The organism is Empedobacter brevis NBRC 14943 = ATCC 43319 (assembly GCF_000382425.1).
Taxonomy (GTDB): Bacteria; Bacteroidota; Bacteroidia; order Flavobacteriales; family Weeksellaceae; genus Empedobacter; species Empedobacter brevis.
On record NZ_KB908294.1, the window covers coordinates 84205 to 101447 of the forward strand.

Genomic DNA, 17243 nt, shown 5'->3' on the forward strand with positions numbered 1-17243 from the left:
CCCCAGATTTTTATTTATATTTATTCAATTAATTAACTCATAAATATGAATACTAAAAAAAATCTATCTGAATATACGGATGAGGAACTTCGAACAACTCAAAAACAAACAAAAACTATTGTGATGACACTTGGAAGTTTTATGCTAATTGTCTTTATATTTCTAATTTACTCTGCGATAAAAACAAAAAATTATGCTTTAATTGCAGTAGGATGTGGAACTTCTATTGCTTTCATGCCATTAATGACTCGATTTTCTATGATTAACAAAGAATTTAAATCTCGTAAAAATAATTCTAAAAATTTATGAACAACGAGCATCTACAGCGTTTACTTCCTTTTGGTTATATTTATTTAGTCATCATGGGAATTATTAAGGAATCTATTTTTTACTATCAATTAGACATTAATATTCTGAAATTTTCGAGCATTATGGATATTTTAATTAGTCCAATTGCAGAAATCACAGCACATCCATTCCTGCTTTTATTTTTTATTGTTCTTGTCCTTCTACTCTATTTTTTCAAAAAATATTCTTTGAATCATCCAGAAAAGAAATTCATAAAAAAATATTACAAGATTAAAGAAACAGAAAACATATCTAAAGAAGAATTTATGAAGAAAATTGATCAAAATTTAATTGGATTCTTTTTTGCCATGCTGATTTGTTTCTTCTTAGGATTTGGGATAGGTGGTGGAAATTTTTTATCGAAAAGAATAAAAAATGGAGATTTAAAATTCGAAAAATATGGACAAACCTTAACTTTTAATTCTGGAGAGAAAAAAGAAATTTATTTAATCAACACCAATAGTCTATATTATTTTTATGTTGTAAAAGGTCAAAAAACTATAGAAATCTCACCTATTGGTACAATACAATCAATTGCAAAAAATAAGTAATCAAATCATATTTTTATAATGAATAGGATTGATTAATTTTGCTGCATGTACAAACAAATCAAACAAATTCTATTTCAATTACAGCCTGAAGATGCACATCACTTTGTCACGCGTAACCTTAAAAATTATGCCTCGTTTCCAGGAGTTGGAAAATTATTAGATAAATTTTATCAATACAACCATCCAAACTTAGAACGAGAAGTTTTTGGTATCAAATTCAAAAACCCAATTGGTTTAGCTGCTGGCTTTGATAAAAATGCTGAATATATCGAAGAATTGAGCCACTTCGGATTTGGCTTTATTGAAATTGGAACAGTTACTCCAAAACCTCAGCCTGGAAATGATACACCTCGTATGTTTCGTTTGGTAGAAGATGAAGCGATTATTAATCGAATGGGATTCAATAACAAAGGTGTTGATTATGCTGTTAAAAAAATCAAAGCTTTACCGCATCGTGAACGTTATATTATTGGTGGGAATATTGGAAAAAATAAACTGACACCAAATGAAGATGCAGTCGATGATTATATCAAATGTTTTAATGCCTTGTTTGATTATGTCAATTATTTTGTTGTAAATGTCAGTTCACCTAACACTCCCGGATTGCGAGATTTGCAAGAGAAAGAACCTTTATTGTACATTTTAAAATATTTGCAACAATACAATCATCAGAATGCACAACCGAAACCTATTCTGCTTAAAATAGCACCGGATTTGACAGATTCTCAACTGGATGATATTATTGATATTGTCGTAGAATCTAAAATTGCAGGAGTTATTGCGACCAATACAACCATCTCTCGAGAAGGTTTGACATCTGATCCTGAAATTATAAAAGAAGCTGGAGGTGTTTCAGGAAAACCTTTAAAAAATCGTTCAACAGAAGTTATTCGTTACCTGTCTGAAAAATCAAACAAAGCTTTTCCTATTATTGGTGTTGGCGGAATTCATTGTACTGAAGATGCCATAGAAAAATTAGAAGCCGGTGCAAGTTTACTCCAAGTTTATACAGGCTTTATCTACGAAGGTCCGAGTATTGTAAAAAATATTTGCAAAGGATTAATTGAAAATTAGTAAAATAATACTATTTATTTTTTTTAAACTTATTTTATCGACATAAAAACATCCAAATAAAAAAGGATTCTCATCCATGAATGAGAATCCTTTTTATGATATATAAAATTGTTTTATAAAACTTCTTTAATAGCTGCATTCAACTTTTCAGTAATATCTTCAATAGAACCTACTCCATCTATTTCAACCCATTTACCTTGCGCTTTATAATGTTCTGCAACAATTGCAGTTTTCTCGTAATACTCTGTAATACGGTCACGAATAATTTTTTCGTCCACATCATCTGCACGCCCAGAAGTTTTTCCTCTTTCTAATAAACGCTCTACTAAAACTTCATCATCCACAACCAATGCCAATGTAATAGAAACTTCACTATCGTATTTTTCCGCTAAGATTTTGTCTAAAGCTTCAGCTTGAGATGTTGTACGTGGATATCCATCAAATATATAACCTTGCGGGTTTGGATTATTCTCTAAATGATCAACCAACATATTTGTTGTCACCTCATCTGGAACCAATTGCCCCTTATCCATATAAGATTTCACTAGAGCTCCTAATTCAGTTTCATTTTTAAGATTGAAACGAAACAAGTCTCCTGTAGAAATTTGAGGAGTTTGGTATTTTTCTTCTAAAAATTTAGCTTGTGTTCCTTTACCACTACCAGGAGGTCCGAACAATACAATGTTTAGCATTTTGTTTTAATGTTTTATTTGATAAATATCTGGTAAATTTCTTCCTAATCCGTCAAAATCTAAACCATACCCTACTACAAATTTATCTGGAATCGAAATTCCAACTAAATCTACTTTTAAGTCTTTTTTGTAAGCGTCTGGTTTAAATAATAGAGTAGCTACTTTTAATGATTTAACCTTTTTCTCTTGCAAGATTCGGTGCAATTCTATTAACGTATTCCCCGTATCTACAATATCTTCTAAAATAATTACGTGACGATTTTCAACATCCATCGGAATATCCATCTCAATTTGAACTTTTCCTGTTGATTCTGTCCCTTCATAAGATTTTAATTTCAAGAATGAAATTTCACATTCTCCTTGATATTGTTTTAAGAAATCGCTGAAGAACATTACAACTCCATTTAATACACCAACAAAAATCGGTCTTTCGTCTTTGTATTCATCATAAACTTCGTTTGCCATATTTTTGATGGCGTGTTCTATTTCTTCAAAAGCGATGTACGGAATAAATTTTTTACCGTGAATTTCTATTTCTTTCATTGTTTGAGATATTCAAATATATACTTTTTTTGATAAAGTTTAAAACATTTATCTATTTATTAGATTGTCATTGAGAAAATTCGCGTCTCAGGCTCATTATCTATCATTCTCTTATCGAATGGCATACACACATTTCGAACAAACGGACGACCTTCTTCTTTGACGATTAATCCATCTTCAACAAACTCAATTAAATTATCGTCAACCATGCCTTTCAACATTATTTTGATACGTTCCAAATCATCAAATTTCATCGTTTCATTTGCCCAAGAAGTTTCTAAATTACACATTAAATTTAAAATATGACGACGCATAATTAAATCTTCTTCTGATAAAATATGACCTTTAAAAACAGACAATTCTCCGTTGTGAATTGATTTTTCATACTCCTCTACCGTTTTTTCATTTTGTGCAAAACTATACCAGGAATCACTGATTGAAGATACTCCTAATCCAACCATTAATTGTGTTTTAGAAGAAGAATAACCCATAAAATTACGGTGTAACGTATGATTTTTCATCGATTGATACATCGAATCATTTTCTAATGCGAAGTGATCCATTCCTACCTCGAAATACCCCATTTCTTCGAACATTTTCTTTCCTTCTTCATATAAGGCACGTTTCAATTCTGGCGAGGGTAAATCTTCGTCATGAAAACCACGTTGACCAACACCTTTTATCCACGGCACATGCGCATAACTATAAAACGAAATACGATCCGGGTTTAATTGTTTTGTTAAATTAATCGTTTCCGTCATTCCTTCCATTGTTTGATGCGGAAGACCAAAAATCAAATCGTGAGAAACAGATGTAAAACCTATTTCACGTGCTTCATCTGTTGCTCTTTTCACATTTTCAAAAGGCTGAACACGATTAATTGCTTTCTGGACCTTGATATCATAATCTTGTACACCATATGAAATACGTCTGAAACCTAAATCATATAATGCTTGCAAATGTTCTCTAGTTGTGTTATTCGGATGTCCCTCTAAGCTAAACTCATATCCTTCTGCAACCTCCGCGTATTCAAAAATTCCGTCAATCAACCTCTTCAGGTTATCCGGAGAAAAAAATGTTGGTGTTCCCCCTCCTAAATGAATTTCTTTAATTTTTGGACGAGATGAAAATAAATCCACATACAATTTCCATTCTTTCAAAACTGTTTCAATGTACGGAACTTCTACCGAATGCTGTTTTGTAATACGTTTATTACACGCACAAAACGTGCACAAAGCTTCACAATAAGGTAAATGAATATAAATTGATATTCCTTCTTCTTCATTACTTTCATCGAAAGATCGTTGAAAAGTATCTATCCAACCTTGTTTTGTAAAACCATCATTGTCCCAAAAAGGAACAGTTGGATAGCTCGTATAACGAGGTCCCGGAATATTATATTTCTGAATTAAATTATTCATATCTAAAAAATTAAAAATACTTAATCAGCCTGACTAAGTATTATTTAATAAATTTTATGTTTAAAGTTATTTTATAGAATTGCCTGACGAACTTTCACCAATTTAGTTAACAATCCTTCTAACAAATCTAATTGCAACATATTTGCTCCATCACTTTTTGCATTTTTAGGATCTGGATGTGTTTCAATAAAAATACCATCTGCCCCAACAGCAATACCAGCTTTTGCAATCGTTTCTATTAATTCCGGCTTTCCTCCTGTCACGCCCGATGCTTGATTGGGTTGTTGCAATGAATGCGTAATATCAAGAATAACCGGTGCATAATTTTGCATAACAGGAATTCCACGATAATCTACGACCAAATCGCCATAACCTAACATTGTACCACGTTCGATAATTGCTACATTATTATTTCCGGAATCTGTTACTTTTTCTACAGGAAATTTCATGGCCTCCGGAGAAAGAAACTGTCCTTTTTTCAACGTTACATGTTTACCTGTTTTTGCAGCGGCAACGACTAAATCAGTTTGACGAACCAAAAAAGCAGGAATTTGCAAAACATCTACATAAGCTGCAGCCATTTCTGCATGAAAAGGCTCATGAATATCCGTTGTTGTTGGAACATCAAAAGTCTCTCCTACTTTTTGAATAATTTTCAATGCTTCTTCATCACCAATTCCTGTAAAACTATCAATACGAGAACGGTTTGCTTTCTTAAAAGACCCTTTAAAAATATAAGGAATCTCCAATTTATCAGTAATATTAACTACTTTTTCAGCAATTCTCAAAGCCATCTCTTCGTTCTCAATGGCGCATGGACCAGCAAGTAAAAAGAAGTTGGGCGAATCTTTGTGTTTTATCTTTGATAAAGTTTCTATCATTGTGCAAATTTACACAAAGTTATCGACTTATTTTTCATAATTTTGCCTATACTTTATCATTCTTATTTATCGTTTTATGGATTTTTTATCTAACATTGGTATAGCTGATATTTTTGGCTATCTTGCTTCAGTCTTTATTGTACTAGCATTCTTTTTTTCAAAGATTACAATTATTCGTATTATCAACGCAATTGGTTGTATATGTTTTGTAATTTATGCTGCTATGATTGAGGCTTGGCCAGTCCTTATTCCAAATGCTATTTTATTTTTAGTTCAAGCGTACTACATCGCTTTCAAACCTGGAAAATAATCTTAAAAAACCATAAAATTGAAAATCCTATCTGCTGTACTAAATAATATTGAAACGGATCAAAGATTAGATAAAGTTTGCCATTCTTTATTAAAGTTTGGATACGATGTAGAATTGATTGGGGCGACTATAAATGGAAGACCAGAATTGAATAAACCATACAAGACATTTTTGATGGAACAAAAAAATCAATCAACAATGAAAAAGTATGCAGAATTCAATTACAAATTATTTTTCACTTTGCTTAAAAAAGCTGATAAACAGACTATTTTATTAGCGAATGATTTGGATAGTTTACTTCCTTTTTATTTAGTGAGTAAAATAAAAAAAATTCCTTTAGTTTTTGATAGTCACGAAATTTATTCAGAATTACCATCATTACACAATCGTCCTAAAACAAAAAAAATTTGGAAAATTTTAGAACGTTCTCTTATTCCAAAAATCAAGTATTTTTATACCGTAAGTGATGGATATGCCAATTGGTTTCGCAAAGAATATGGAGCTAATCCGGCTGTGATTAGAAATGTTCCCAACCGAACAAAACTTAACAATAAACAAGATTTTATTTTCTTCCGCTTACCCGAAAACCCAAACAATGACAAAATTTTATTGTATCAAGGTGTAATTAACATGAGTCGAGGAATTGACAAAATGATTAAAGCTTTTAAATACATCGATAATTGTCAATTTTGGATTGCTGGCGAAGGGCCTAAAAAAACTGAATACGAACAATTAGTAAACGATTTAAACTTAACGAATCGTATACATTTTTTAGGAAATATTCCCCCAAAAACTTTAAAAACTATAACACCTTTAGCTGATGTAGGAATGAGTATGGAAGAAGATTTAGGATTAAGCTATCGCTATGCTCTACCGAATAAATTATTTGATTTTATTCAAGCTAGAGTGCCAATTCTAGCAACAAATTTGCCCGAAATAAAAAAAACTGTAGAAGAACATAAAGTTGGAAAAGTCATTAAAAACCATGAACCAAAACATCTTGCTGAAAAACTACAAGAAATCTTAAACGAAGGGAAAAGAAGTTACCAGGAAAACCTTACAAATGCAGCAAACGAACTTTGTTGGGAAAATGAAGAAAAAAAATTAAAAGAAATTTTTGATAAAGTCAATTCATAATGATAAGCATTTGTATTCCGATATATAATTTTGATATTAGACCTTTAGTTAGGGATTTATTATATCAAACTTCATTATTTAAAAATTTACCTATCGAAATTGTTTTGATTGATGACGCTTCTGATATAAACTTCCAAGAAATTAACCATGAATTAAAAAACTTTGTAAACTTCATTCAATTAGATCAAAATATTGGTCGTTCTAACATCAGAAACTTATTTCTAAAATATACAACTCAACCTTATTTACTTTTTCTAGATTGCGATGGTTTGATTCATCACAACCCTAATTTTATTTCAAATTATTTAGAAAGTACGAATCAAAATTTAGATGTCGTTTGCGGAGGAAGAATTTATTCAGAAAAATGTCCTCATAAAAACGTTTCTCTCAATTGGAAATATGGCAATAAAGTAGAAAGTCCCGCCATTATTAGAAGTTTTATGTCGAATAATTTTTTAATTAAACGAAGAGTTTTTGAATTAATTTTATTTGACGAAACTATTCGATATTACGGACACGAAGACACCCTTTTCGGAATTGAATTAATCAAGAATAATATTCAAATTACTATTATTGACAACTCTGTTTTTAATGCACATTTAGAGAATAATAAAACTTATTTAGAAAAAAATATTTCAAGTCTGAAAAACTTAAACCAATTAATAAAGTCGAATAAAATTAAAGTTGAAGAATTTCAATACATCAAACTTTTAAACTTTTATCTTCAATTAGAAAAATATCGATTAACATTTATTTATTCCAAATTTTATTCAGTTATTAAACAACATATTTATGCTAATTTACTTAGTCATAATCCAAATTTGACTTATTTTAATTTATACAAACTTGGTGAATTCATACGTATAAAAAAAGAGTCTACAACTAAGTAAACTCTTTCTTTTAAATTATATTGTGTAATTTTCTTATTCAGTAATTGCTTCTGCAACTTCAAATAATTTTCCGTCTTCACAACGCACTTTACGTGCAGGATAACGACGAATAATTTCGTAATCGTGTGTTGCCATCAAAACCGCACAGTTATTTTGTTTAGAAACCGACAACAATAAATCCATAATATCATTTGACGTTTCCGGATCTAAATTTCCTGTTGGCTCATCGGCTAAAATTAATTCAGGATGATTCAACAAGGCACGAGCTATCGAAACACGCTGTTGCTCTCCTCCAGAAAGACGGAACGGCATCATTTTCTTTTTAGACAACATCCCTACCGAATCTAAAACCTCATCAATACGTTTATCAATTGTCGATTTATCTTTCCAACCTGTTGCTTTTAAAACAAATGTCAAATTTTGTTCTACCGTACGATCTGTTAACAATTGGAAATCTTGGAAAACAATTCCTAAATGTCTTCTAAGATCCGGAATTTTACTTGTTTTTAATGATTTCAAATCCATTCCAACCACAGCACCTTGACCTGATTGCAAAGGTAAATCACCATAAAGCACTTTCAATAAACTACTTTTTCCACTTCCTGTTTTTCCGATAAGATAAACAAATTCACCTTCGCTAAGTGTAAAATTAACGTCCGATAATACTAAATGGTTTCTTTGATATATAGATGATTGACTTAACTCAATTACATTTTTAGCTTCCATACTTTCTACAGTCTTTAAAACAAATGTAAAAAAAAAGCTTGAAAGAACGACCTTCAAGCTTATTTTTTATGAATTGTAGCGATTATCTTTTAGCTCTTACTTCACTAACAGTTAATGCTTTTCTTCCTTTCTTTCTACGAGCAGCTAATACTTTGCGCCCGTTTTTAGAAGCCATACGCTCACGGAATCCGTGTTTGTTTCTTTTTTTTCTGTTACTTGGTTGAAATGTTCTCTTACTCATCTTTACTAAGTTCTAATCCATTACTCGAATGGGTTGCAAATATACAGTTAATATTATTAATTCAAAAATCAAATTGATAGAAAATTACAAAAAAAGCTGAATTAATAGTAAACCGCGTTCCGTTCTACACTTTGTAATTTTCGAAGTGCAAATATAAAAACTTTTTTTTGTTAAGCAAACGAAAATTAAAACAATAACATTTAAATTTTATCAACATTTTTATACTTCCATAAGAAGAAATTTATTTTTAGAATGATTTAAAAAGTTTCCTTAAAACTTTCATAAAACATCAAATATCTTCTCTTTATCAGTCTTTTTTTAGCTTAAAATTCGTATATTAGCCACCTTATATATCAAAACAATATGACTGAAGGAGAAAGACTAATCCCAATTAATATTGAGGATGAAATGAAATCCGCTTACATCGATTATTCGATGTCGGTAATCGTATCTCGTGCGCTTCCGGATGTGCGTGATGGTTTAAAACCCGTACACCGTAGAGTATTATTCGGAATGTATGAATTAGGTGTTTTTTCTAACCGTTCTTACAAAAAGTCGGCACGTATTGTAGGAGAAGTTTTAGGTAAATTTCACCCACACGGCGACAGTTCTGTTTACGACACAATGGTACGTATGGCGCAACCTTGGTCTTTACGCTACTTATTAGTTGACGGACAAGGTAACTATGGTTCTGTAGATGGAGATCCACCTGCTGCAATGCGTTATACTGAAGCTAGACTTCAAAAAATCTCAGACGAATTATTAGCTGATTTAGATAAAGAGACGGTTGACTTTCAATTAAATTTTGACGATACTATCCAAGAACCTACTGTATTACCTACACGTGTCCCTAACCTATTGGTAAACGGTGCATCTGGTATCGCTGTTGGTATGGCAACAAATATGGCTCCTCACAACTTAACAGAAGTAATTGACGGAACTGTAGCTTACATTGATAATCGTGAGATTACAATTGATGAGTTAACACAACACATCAAAGCACCGGATTTCCCAACAGGAGGTACAATATATGGTTATGATGGTGTAAAACAAGCTTTCGAGACCGGACGTGGGCGTGTTGTCCTACGTGCTAAAACAAACTTCGAAGAAGTACATGGTCGCGACTGTATTATTGCAACAGAAATCCCTTACCAGGTTAACAAGGCTGACATGATTGCAAAAACTGCAGAATTAGTAAAAGATGGTAAATTAGATGGTATTTCTGAGATTCGTGACGAATCTGACCGTAAAGGTATGCGCATTGTGTATGTCTTAAAAATGGATGCAGTCCCTAATGTTGTTTTAAACAAATTATTTAAATATACTCAATTACAATCTTCTTTTAGTGTCAATAATATTGCATTGGTTAATGGTCGACCAGAGCAATTGAACTTGAAAGATATGATTTATCATTTCGTAGAACATCGTCATGAAGTGATTGTTCGCCGTACGGAATATGAATTGAGAAAAGCACAAGAAAGAGCACATATCTTAGAAGGTTACATGAAAGTAATCGGAACGCAAGATGACCTTGATCGTGCCATTAGAATTATTCGTGAATCTGCAACTCCGGAAGATGCTCGTTCAGGGTTAATGGTAGCTTTCGAGTTATCTGAAATCCAAGCACGTGCAATCTTAGATTTACGTTTACGTACATTAACAGGTCTTGAGATTGACAAAATTCGTGAAGAGTACGATGAAATCATGAAAATGATTAACCATTTGAAAGATATTTTAGCAAACGAGGATTTACGTATGCAAATTATCAAAGATGAGTTATTGGAAGTTCGTAAAAAATATGGTGACGAACGTCGTACTGATATCGATTATGCTGGTGGTGATTTAAATATTGAAGATTTAATCCCAGATGAAAAAGTTGTTTTAACGATTTCTCATATGGGATACATTAAGCGTACACCACTTACAGAGTACCGTAAACAATCTCGAGGTGGAGTTGGTAACAGAGCTGCTACAACACGTGATGAAGATTTCTTAGAATACATGGTTTCGGCATCTAATCACCAATACATGTTGTTCTTTACAGAAAAAGGAAAATGTTATTGGATGCGTGTGTACGAAATCCCGGAAGGTTCTAAAACATCAAAAGGTCGTGCCATTCAGAACTTGATCAACATCGAACCAGATGATAAAGTAAAAGCTTATATCCGTACCCATGATTTAATGGACGAAGAATACGTAAATAATCACTACGTAATTATGGTAACTAAAAATGGTATCATTAAAAAAACATCTTTAGAAGCTTATTCTCGCCCGCGTACAAACGGAATCAATGCTATCACAGTTCGTGAAGGCGATACATTATTAGAAGCTTTATTAACAGATGGTAAATCTCAAATTATGATTGCTTCTCGCTATGGTAAGGCTATTCGTTTTGAAGATGAAAAAGTTCGTCCAATGGGACGTACAGCTTCAGGGGTTCGTGGTATCAACTTAGGTGATGCAGCAGACAATGAAGTAATCGGAATGATTGTTGTTTCTGATATGGAAAAAGAAACCGTTTTAGTTGTTTCTGAACAAGGTTACGGAAAACGTTCTTCTATTGAAGATTATCGTGAGACAAATCGTGGTGGTAAAGGTGTCACAACCTTGAATATTACTGATAAAACAGGAAAATTAATCGCTATAGAAGCTGTAACAGATGAAGATGATTTAATGATTATCAACAAATCTGGTGTTGCGATTAGAACCGGTTTAGATGAAATTCGTGTGATGGGTCGTGCAACACAAGGTGTTCGATTAATCAACTTGAAAAAGAACGACGAAATTGCAGCAATTGCAAAAGTAGAAGTGGAAGAAGAGTTGGAAGATGAAGTGGAACTTGATGAAAACGGAAATCCAATTGTTGTAGAAGATTCAAACGAAAACAACGAAACTCAAGCAGAAGAAACAACTGCTGAGAATCCAAATAATGAATAATCAATGAAAAAATTATTATTTAGTTTAGGTTTAGTTTTAGCAATGTCAACATCATTTGCTCAAACTAGTGCAGAAGAATTAACAACAGAACCTACAGTTTTAGCTGAAAAATATAATAAATCAGCAAAAGAAAACTTAGCAAAAGGTGATGTAACAAAAGCAAGTCAGGATTTAGCAAAACTATCTAAATACGAAAATGGTAAAGTTTGGCAAGTCAAAAATAAAGACACTAAAAAAGACGAATTTTATTATTCTCAAGCTGATTTAGACAAAGCTACAGCTAACGGGAATTATGCAAAAGCAAAAGAAATTGCCTTACAACCAAAATATGGTTTTTTATTGCAATCTGAGGTGTCTAATTTAGCTAACAAAGAATTAGATGCAGCAAATAAAGCAATGGATGCTAAACAGTTTACTGAAGCAGGAGCTAAATTCTTAAATGTTTACAATTTAGTAGAAGCTTTAGGAACAAAAGAAGACATCTACAAATACCAAGCTGCCATCTGTTTTTACAACGCAAATGATTATGATAAATCGTTAGCTATTTTAAAAGATTTAGCTGCAAAAGGATTTACAGGTAAATCTGCGAATCAAACAAAAGATTACAACCGTGATATGTATGTTTTAGCATTAAATGGCTTATACAATGCTAAAAAATATGATGCGATTGTAGAAGAAGCGATTGCTAAATATCCTACAGATGCTGACATCAATAACATTGCAACAGGTATTTATCAAGTTTCTGGAAATGCAGATAAAATGCGTCAACGTATTGAAGAAGCAATTAAAATCAGCCCGAACGATGCACAAAACTACTATAATCTAGGCGTTTTATATTTAGATGATACTTCTAAAGTTGAAGAATCTAAAAATATGTTCAAAAAGGCAATTGAATTAAATCCTAAACATTTTGAATCTTACAACAATTTAGTTTTAGCTGTTTTACAGCCAGACAAAGGAATTGTTGAAACAATGAACAATAATTTGGGTACGTCTAAAAAAGAAAAAGAAATTTACAATGCAAACGAAGCAAAACGTAAAGCTTTGTTTACAGAGGCCGTTCCTTATCTTGAAAAAATGTATGAAATTCAACCTGAAAACCGTCAGGTTATTCGTAACTTAATTCAAGCTTACAAAACATTAGGAAACGATCAAAAAGAAACTTTCTATCGTGACGCAGAGAAAAAATTAGCAAAATAATAATTTTCAATCATAAAAAAAGGACTTCAATTGAAGTCCTTTTTTTATGATTGAAATTCTTCAGAATAACATTATCTACAAATTATAGCTTCGTCTTACAAGTCCCAATTTCTTAAATCCGGTAAAAAATGATGAGCTGTCAAATCATAACGAACAGGCACAACTGAAATATAACCTTCCTCCAAAGCTTTTTCATCTGTATCATCTCCTTTATCAAGATTCTTAAACTCTCCACTCATCCAATAATAGATTCTGCCTCTGGGATCTTCACGCTTGTCAAATTTCTCTTCCCATTTTGCATCCGCCTGACGACAAACTTTAATTCCTTTTATTTCGTGTTCTTTTAGTTTTGGGATATTCACATTCAACACAACACCTTTTGGCAAATCATGTTCAAGAACTTGAGAAATAATTGTCTTGATAAACTTTTCTCCGGCCTTAAAATCTGCATTGTATGCAAAATCACAAAGTGAAAATCCAATTGCAGGAATCCCTTCAATCCCTGCTTCTACCGCAGCAGACATCGTTCCTGAATAAATAACATTCACCGAAGAGTTTGACCCATGATTTATTCCCGAAATACATAGATCCGGTTTACGTGGTAAAATTTGTGAAACAGCTAATTTCACACAATCCACAGGTGTTCCTGAACACGCATATTCTTTTACTTCTTCATCAACTTCAATTTCATCACAGAACAATGTCGAATTTATAGTTACAGCATGTCCCATTCCACTTTGCGGACTATCTGGCGCTACAACATATACTTCTCCAAATTCTTTAGCAATTTCTATTAATGCTCTTATTCCTGGCGCAGTTACTCCATCATCATTTGTAACTAAAATTAGCGGTCTTTCCATATTTTATGCTTACTTTTATTCATCATTTTTTGCAAATGTAAAAAACTTCCTTCTAATTTCTTTTTTGTTTTATATTTGAAGGACCCTTTAAATTATTAATTTATATAATACCAGCGCAATATGTTAATTAAAAAAACGTATGTTTTACTATCGTTTTTATCAATGAGTTTGCTTGCTTTTTGTTTTTGCAAACCCATGCTAGACACTGACGAAGAAAAAGAAAAGTTAATTGTAAAAAACACTCGAAACACATTAACTTACTTACACTACAAACCTGCTACAATTGATGATAAATTTTCTGAAAATGTCTTCAATAAATACTTGGAATATATTGATCCTAGTAAGCGATTTTTATTGCAATCTGACTATGATTTATTCAAAAAAGATTACCATAATTTAGACGATTATTATAAATCTGAAAATTTAAAATTCTACAATTCTACTGCAGATACAATCTATAAGCGTATTGCTGAAGCTGAAAAATATTCGATGGATGCTTTGTCTAAACCCTTTGATTTTAATCAAAAAGAAAATTTCAATGTAGACTACAAAACATCTAAATATGCCAAAGATAAGAACGAAGCAAAAGATTTATGGCGTAAATATTTGAAATATAATGTTATGTTAGAAATCGTTTCAATGCAAGACGAATTGAAAGGTGAAAAGAAAGACACAATCGATACTAAAAAACCTCTGAAAGCAGTAAAAGATCCTTTAGCTGATAAAGACAAAAAGAAAATCACAAAAGATACTCCTTTTGCAGAGGTTGAAAAAATTGCACGTGAAGAGGTAAAAGATTTAATTTCTGATTATTTCCGCCGTATTAAACAGACGAAACGCGAAAATTATTTCTCTATTTACATGAATTCGTTTACAGAGCAATATGATCCGCACACAACCTATTTCTCTCCTACGAGTAAAGAAGATTTCGATTTCGAAATGTCCGGACAAATGGAAGGAATCGGCGCTAAATTACAAGATAAAAAAGGCTATGCTACAATTGCTGAATTAGTAATTGGAGGACCTGCTTGGAAAAATGGAAAACTGGAAGTTGGAGATCAAATTATCAAAGTTGCTCAAGGTAAAAATGAAGAAGCGAAGAATATCGTTGGAATGATTTTGAGTGATGCGATTCGATTAATTCGTGGTAAAAAAGGTACTGAAGTTCTCTTAACTGTTAAGAAAAAAGATGGTTCTCAACAAACAATCTCCTTGATTCGCGATGTAATTGAATACGATGAAGTATTCGCTCGTTCTTCTGTCATTACTGATGAGAAAGGGGACAAATATGGAATGATTTACTTACCGGAATTTTATACTCCGATGGGAAAAGAGGGTGGTCGTTACCCTTCTGATGATATAAAAAAGGAAATCGAAATTCTGAAAAAAGAAAATATCAAAGGACTTATTTTCGATGTCCGTAACAATGGAGGCGGATCTTTGGAAGAAGTCGTTAAAATCTCCGGATTATTCATAAAACAAGGACCAATTGTACAGGTTAGACGTTCTGACGGAATGTTAAAAATTCATGAAGATAAAGATGCCTCTATCGCATACGACGGACCTTTAGTTGTCATGGTAAACGAACTTTCAGCTTCTGCATCTGAAATTTTTGCTGCTGCTATGCAAGATTACGGACGCGCTGTTATTGTAGGTTCTCCTCAAACTTTCGGAAAAGGGACTGTACAAACTATTTTACCGTTAGATCGTCAACAAGGAAGCGATGAATATGGAGCAATTAAATTAACTATCCAGAAATTTTACCGTGTAAATGGAGGGTCAACTCAATTAAAAGGTGTACAATCTGATATTTCATTAGTTGATCAATTTACATACGAAGACATTAGCGAAGCAGCTCGTCCTGAAGCCTTGAATTGGGATCAAATTAAACCATTAGTTATTGCTCAATGGCCTACAACTTTCGATTTAACTAAAATCAAAGCGAACAGTAAAGCTCGTTTAGAAAATAATGCACACCTGAATTTAATGAACGAAAGTTTCAAGTTCATCAAATCAATGGAAGAAACAAAAGAAATTCCTTTGAATTTGACAGATTATAAAGCTTACCGTAAAACTCGTGAAGATAAAATCAAAAAGTTTGAAGCATTAGATAAGTATAAAAACAGCTTCAAATTCTCAATGAATCAAAATGATTTGGCTACGACTAAAACCGATACAGTTTTAAAAGCTAAACGTGATAATTGGTTCAAAGGGATGCAGAAAGATTTTTATTTGAACGAAGCTGTTAACGTTTTAAGAGACATCAAATAATGAAGCAGGAAAACGGTTCATTTTCTCAAATCGTATTCAATAAATTAAGAAAGAACACCCTTGGTGTTCTTTCTTTTGGTGTAATAGTATTGGCTGCAATCATCTCGATTTTTGCTTACGTATTTGCATCTGACAAAACAGAAAATGCTAATAGACAAGATTTAACCATTTCATATGCACCAATAGGTTATAAACAAAAAACAATCGATATTCCATTACCTAACTATACAGGAAAGACTAGTTTTTCTGACTATATCTTTGGAAAGGAAATCGATTCAGAACAAATTAGTATTACATCTTATAAAAAGAAAGGAAAAACAATAGAGTATATTCCTTATTTGGGAAACGGACTAAGTGGAGAACCGATAAAAGTGGATATTTCGACTTGGACAAAACACAACATCAATCCGCAAGACATTGAGAAAGATTTTATCTATACCAAAACATATCTTTTGGGAACAGATTCCTATGGACGAGATTTTTACTCTAGGTTAATCATTGGAACAAGAATTTCTTTTCTTATTGGTTTTATCGCAGTTTTCATTTCGTTAATTGTCGGAGTTACATTAGGTGCTATCGCAGGATATTATAAAGGTCGCGTAGACAATGTTATCATGTGGCTGATTAATGTTGTATGGTCAATCCCGACATTACTTTTAGTCATTGCCATTACCTTAGCTATAGGGAAAGGGTTTTGGCAAATATTTATTGCTGTTGGATTGACAATGTGGGTTGAAGTTGCACGTGTCGTTCGCGGACAATTTTTATCTTATCGAGAAAAAGAATTTGTAGAAGCAGCAAGAGCCCTAGGTTTTTCAGATTCTCGAATCATTTTCAATCAAATTTTACCAAATGTCGTCGCTCCGGTTATTGTTATATCTGCCGCAAATTTTGCTTCCGCAATTTTGGTGGAAAGTGGACTGAGTTTTCTTGGTATAGGAGCACAACCTCCTACTCCTTCTTGGGGAAATATTATCAAAGAACATTACAATCACATTATCCTTGGCAAACAACATTTGGCTATTTTACCAGGTTTGGCTATTATGTTACTTGTTCTTGGCTTTAATATTTTCGGAAATGTTTTACGGGATATCATGGACATTAAGCAGTAAATTTTGAAAAAATGATATAAAAAATCCATCTCAAAAATGAGATGGATTT

17 protein-coding genes are annotated in these 17243 nt (G+C 32.3%); 10 read left to right on the top strand and 7 right to left on the bottom strand.

The window, feature by feature from the left end; genetic code table 11:
* Nucleotides 1-45 precede the first annotated feature (45 nt).
* From H277_RS0107480 to H277_RS0107490, 3 genes are all read left to right on the top strand, one after another.
* Nucleotides 46-309 carry a hypothetical protein gene (locus H277_RS0107480; protein WP_019974968.1) on the top strand — a complete coding sequence of 88 codons (264 nt, stop codon included), beginning with the start codon at nucleotides 46-48 and terminating at the stop codon, nucleotides 307-309.
* Nucleotides 310-431: 122 nt separating this feature from the next.
* Nucleotides 432-899 carry a hypothetical protein gene (locus tag H277_RS0107485; protein ID WP_146810492.1) on the top strand — a complete coding sequence of 156 codons (468 nt, stop codon included), beginning with the start codon at nucleotides 432-434 and terminating at the stop codon, nucleotides 897-899.
* A gap of 45 nt (nucleotides 900-944) precedes the next feature.
* The gene (locus H277_RS0107490; protein WP_019974970.1) at nucleotides 945-1973 is read left to right on the top strand and encodes a quinone-dependent dihydroorotate dehydrogenase; all 1029 of its coding nucleotides are present in this window, start codon (nucleotides 945-947) and stop codon (nucleotides 1971-1973) included.
* Nucleotides 1974-2086: 113 nt separating this feature from the next.
* Here the strand turns inward: H277_RS0107490 and H277_RS20495 are convergent, their stop codons facing one another.
* From H277_RS20495 to kdsA, 4 genes are all read right to left on the bottom strand, one after another.
* Complete coding sequence (locus H277_RS20495; protein WP_019974971.1) at nucleotides 2087-2665, bottom strand: adenylate kinase; 579 nt, start codon at nucleotides 2663-2665, stop codon at nucleotides 2087-2089.
* 6 nt (nucleotides 2666-2671) lie between these two features.
* Entirely contained in the window at nucleotides 2672-3208 is a 537-nt protein-coding gene (gene hpt, locus H277_RS20500) for a hypoxanthine phosphoribosyltransferase (protein ID WP_019974972.1), read from the bottom strand.
* A gap of 59 nt (nucleotides 3209-3267) precedes the next feature.
* Nucleotides 3268-4629, bottom strand: coding sequence for an oxygen-independent coproporphyrinogen III oxidase (hemN, locus tag H277_RS0107505; protein WP_019974973.1), 1362 nt, complete (start codon nucleotides 4627-4629; stop codon nucleotides 3268-3270).
* Nucleotides 4630-4700: 71 nt separating this feature from the next.
* Complete coding sequence (gene kdsA / locus H277_RS0107510) at nucleotides 4701-5510, bottom strand: 3-deoxy-8-phosphooctulonate synthase (RefSeq protein ID WP_019974974.1); 810 nt, start codon at nucleotides 5508-5510, stop codon at nucleotides 4701-4703.
* Nucleotides 5511-5586: 76 nt separating this feature from the next.
* On the opposite strand from kdsA, the gene H277_RS0107515 reads away from it, so the two are divergent.
* From H277_RS0107515 to H277_RS18785, 3 genes are read left to right on the top strand one after another with little or no spacing between them, the layout of a single operon-like run.
* Nucleotides 5587-5820 (top strand): hypothetical protein, encoded by a 234-nt coding sequence (locus H277_RS0107515; RefSeq protein ID WP_019974975.1) that lies wholly within the window; start codon nucleotides 5587-5589, stop codon nucleotides 5818-5820.
* Between the two features lie 18 nt (nucleotides 5821-5838).
* On the top strand, nucleotides 5839-6957 hold the full coding sequence (locus tag H277_RS0107520) for a glycosyltransferase (RefSeq protein ID WP_019974976.1): 1119 nt from the start codon (nucleotides 5839-5841) through the stop codon (nucleotides 6955-6957).
* Nucleotides 6957-7847, top strand: coding sequence for a glycosyltransferase family 2 protein (locus H277_RS18785; RefSeq protein WP_019974977.1), 891 nt, complete (start codon nucleotides 6957-6959; stop codon nucleotides 7845-7847). Before H277_RS0107520 ends, H277_RS18785 begins: the two co-directional genes overlap by 1 nt.
* A gap of 33 nt (nucleotides 7848-7880) precedes the next feature.
* On the opposite strand, the gene H277_RS0107530 is transcribed toward H277_RS18785, so the two are convergent.
* Both H277_RS0107530 and rpmH read right to left on the bottom strand, forming a co-directional pair.
* Nucleotides 7881-8573 (bottom strand): cell division ATP-binding protein FtsE, encoded by a 693-nt coding sequence (locus tag H277_RS0107530; RefSeq protein ID WP_019974978.1) that lies wholly within the window; start codon nucleotides 8571-8573, stop codon nucleotides 7881-7883.
* An 82-nt stretch (nucleotides 8574-8655) separates the two neighbouring features.
* Nucleotides 8656-8814, bottom strand: a complete 159-nt coding sequence (rpmH, locus tag H277_RS0107535; protein WP_019974979.1) for a 50S ribosomal protein L34 — start codon at nucleotides 8812-8814, stop codon at nucleotides 8656-8658.
* Nucleotides 8815-9177: 363 nt separating this feature from the next.
* Here rpmH and gyrA point away from each other — a divergent pair, with 363 nt between their 5' ends.
* Nucleotides 9178-11751: a DNA gyrase subunit A gene (gene gyrA / locus H277_RS0107540; RefSeq protein WP_019974980.1), complete on the top strand. Its 2574-nt coding sequence runs from the start codon at nucleotides 9178-9180 to the stop codon at nucleotides 11749-11751.
* Nucleotides 11752-11754: 3 nt separating this feature from the next.
* The gene (locus H277_RS0107545; protein ID WP_019974981.1) at nucleotides 11755-12951 is read left to right on the top strand and encodes a tetratricopeptide repeat protein; all 1197 of its coding nucleotides are present in this window, start codon (nucleotides 11755-11757) and stop codon (nucleotides 12949-12951) included.
* A gap of 95 nt (nucleotides 12952-13046) precedes the next feature.
* On the opposite strand, the gene surE is transcribed toward H277_RS0107545, so the two are convergent.
* Nucleotides 13047-13811, bottom strand: a complete 765-nt coding sequence (gene surE, locus H277_RS0107550; protein WP_019974982.1) for a 5'/3'-nucleotidase SurE — start codon at nucleotides 13809-13811, stop codon at nucleotides 13047-13049.
* Nucleotides 13812-14006: 195 nt separating this feature from the next.
* On the opposite strand from surE, the gene H277_RS0107555 reads away from it, so the two are divergent.
* Both H277_RS0107555 and H277_RS0107560 read left to right on the top strand, forming a co-directional pair.
* Nucleotides 14007-16082: a carboxy terminal-processing peptidase gene (locus H277_RS0107555; protein ID WP_019974984.1), complete on the top strand. Its 2076-nt coding sequence runs from the start codon at nucleotides 14007-14009 to the stop codon at nucleotides 16080-16082.
* Nucleotides 16082-17194, top strand: a complete 1113-nt coding sequence (locus H277_RS0107560; protein ID WP_019974985.1) for an ABC transporter permease — start codon at nucleotides 16082-16084, stop codon at nucleotides 17192-17194. The genes H277_RS0107555 and H277_RS0107560 overlap by 1 nt, the downstream gene beginning before the upstream one ends.
* The last annotated feature ends 49 nt before the right edge of the window (nucleotides 17195-17243 follow it).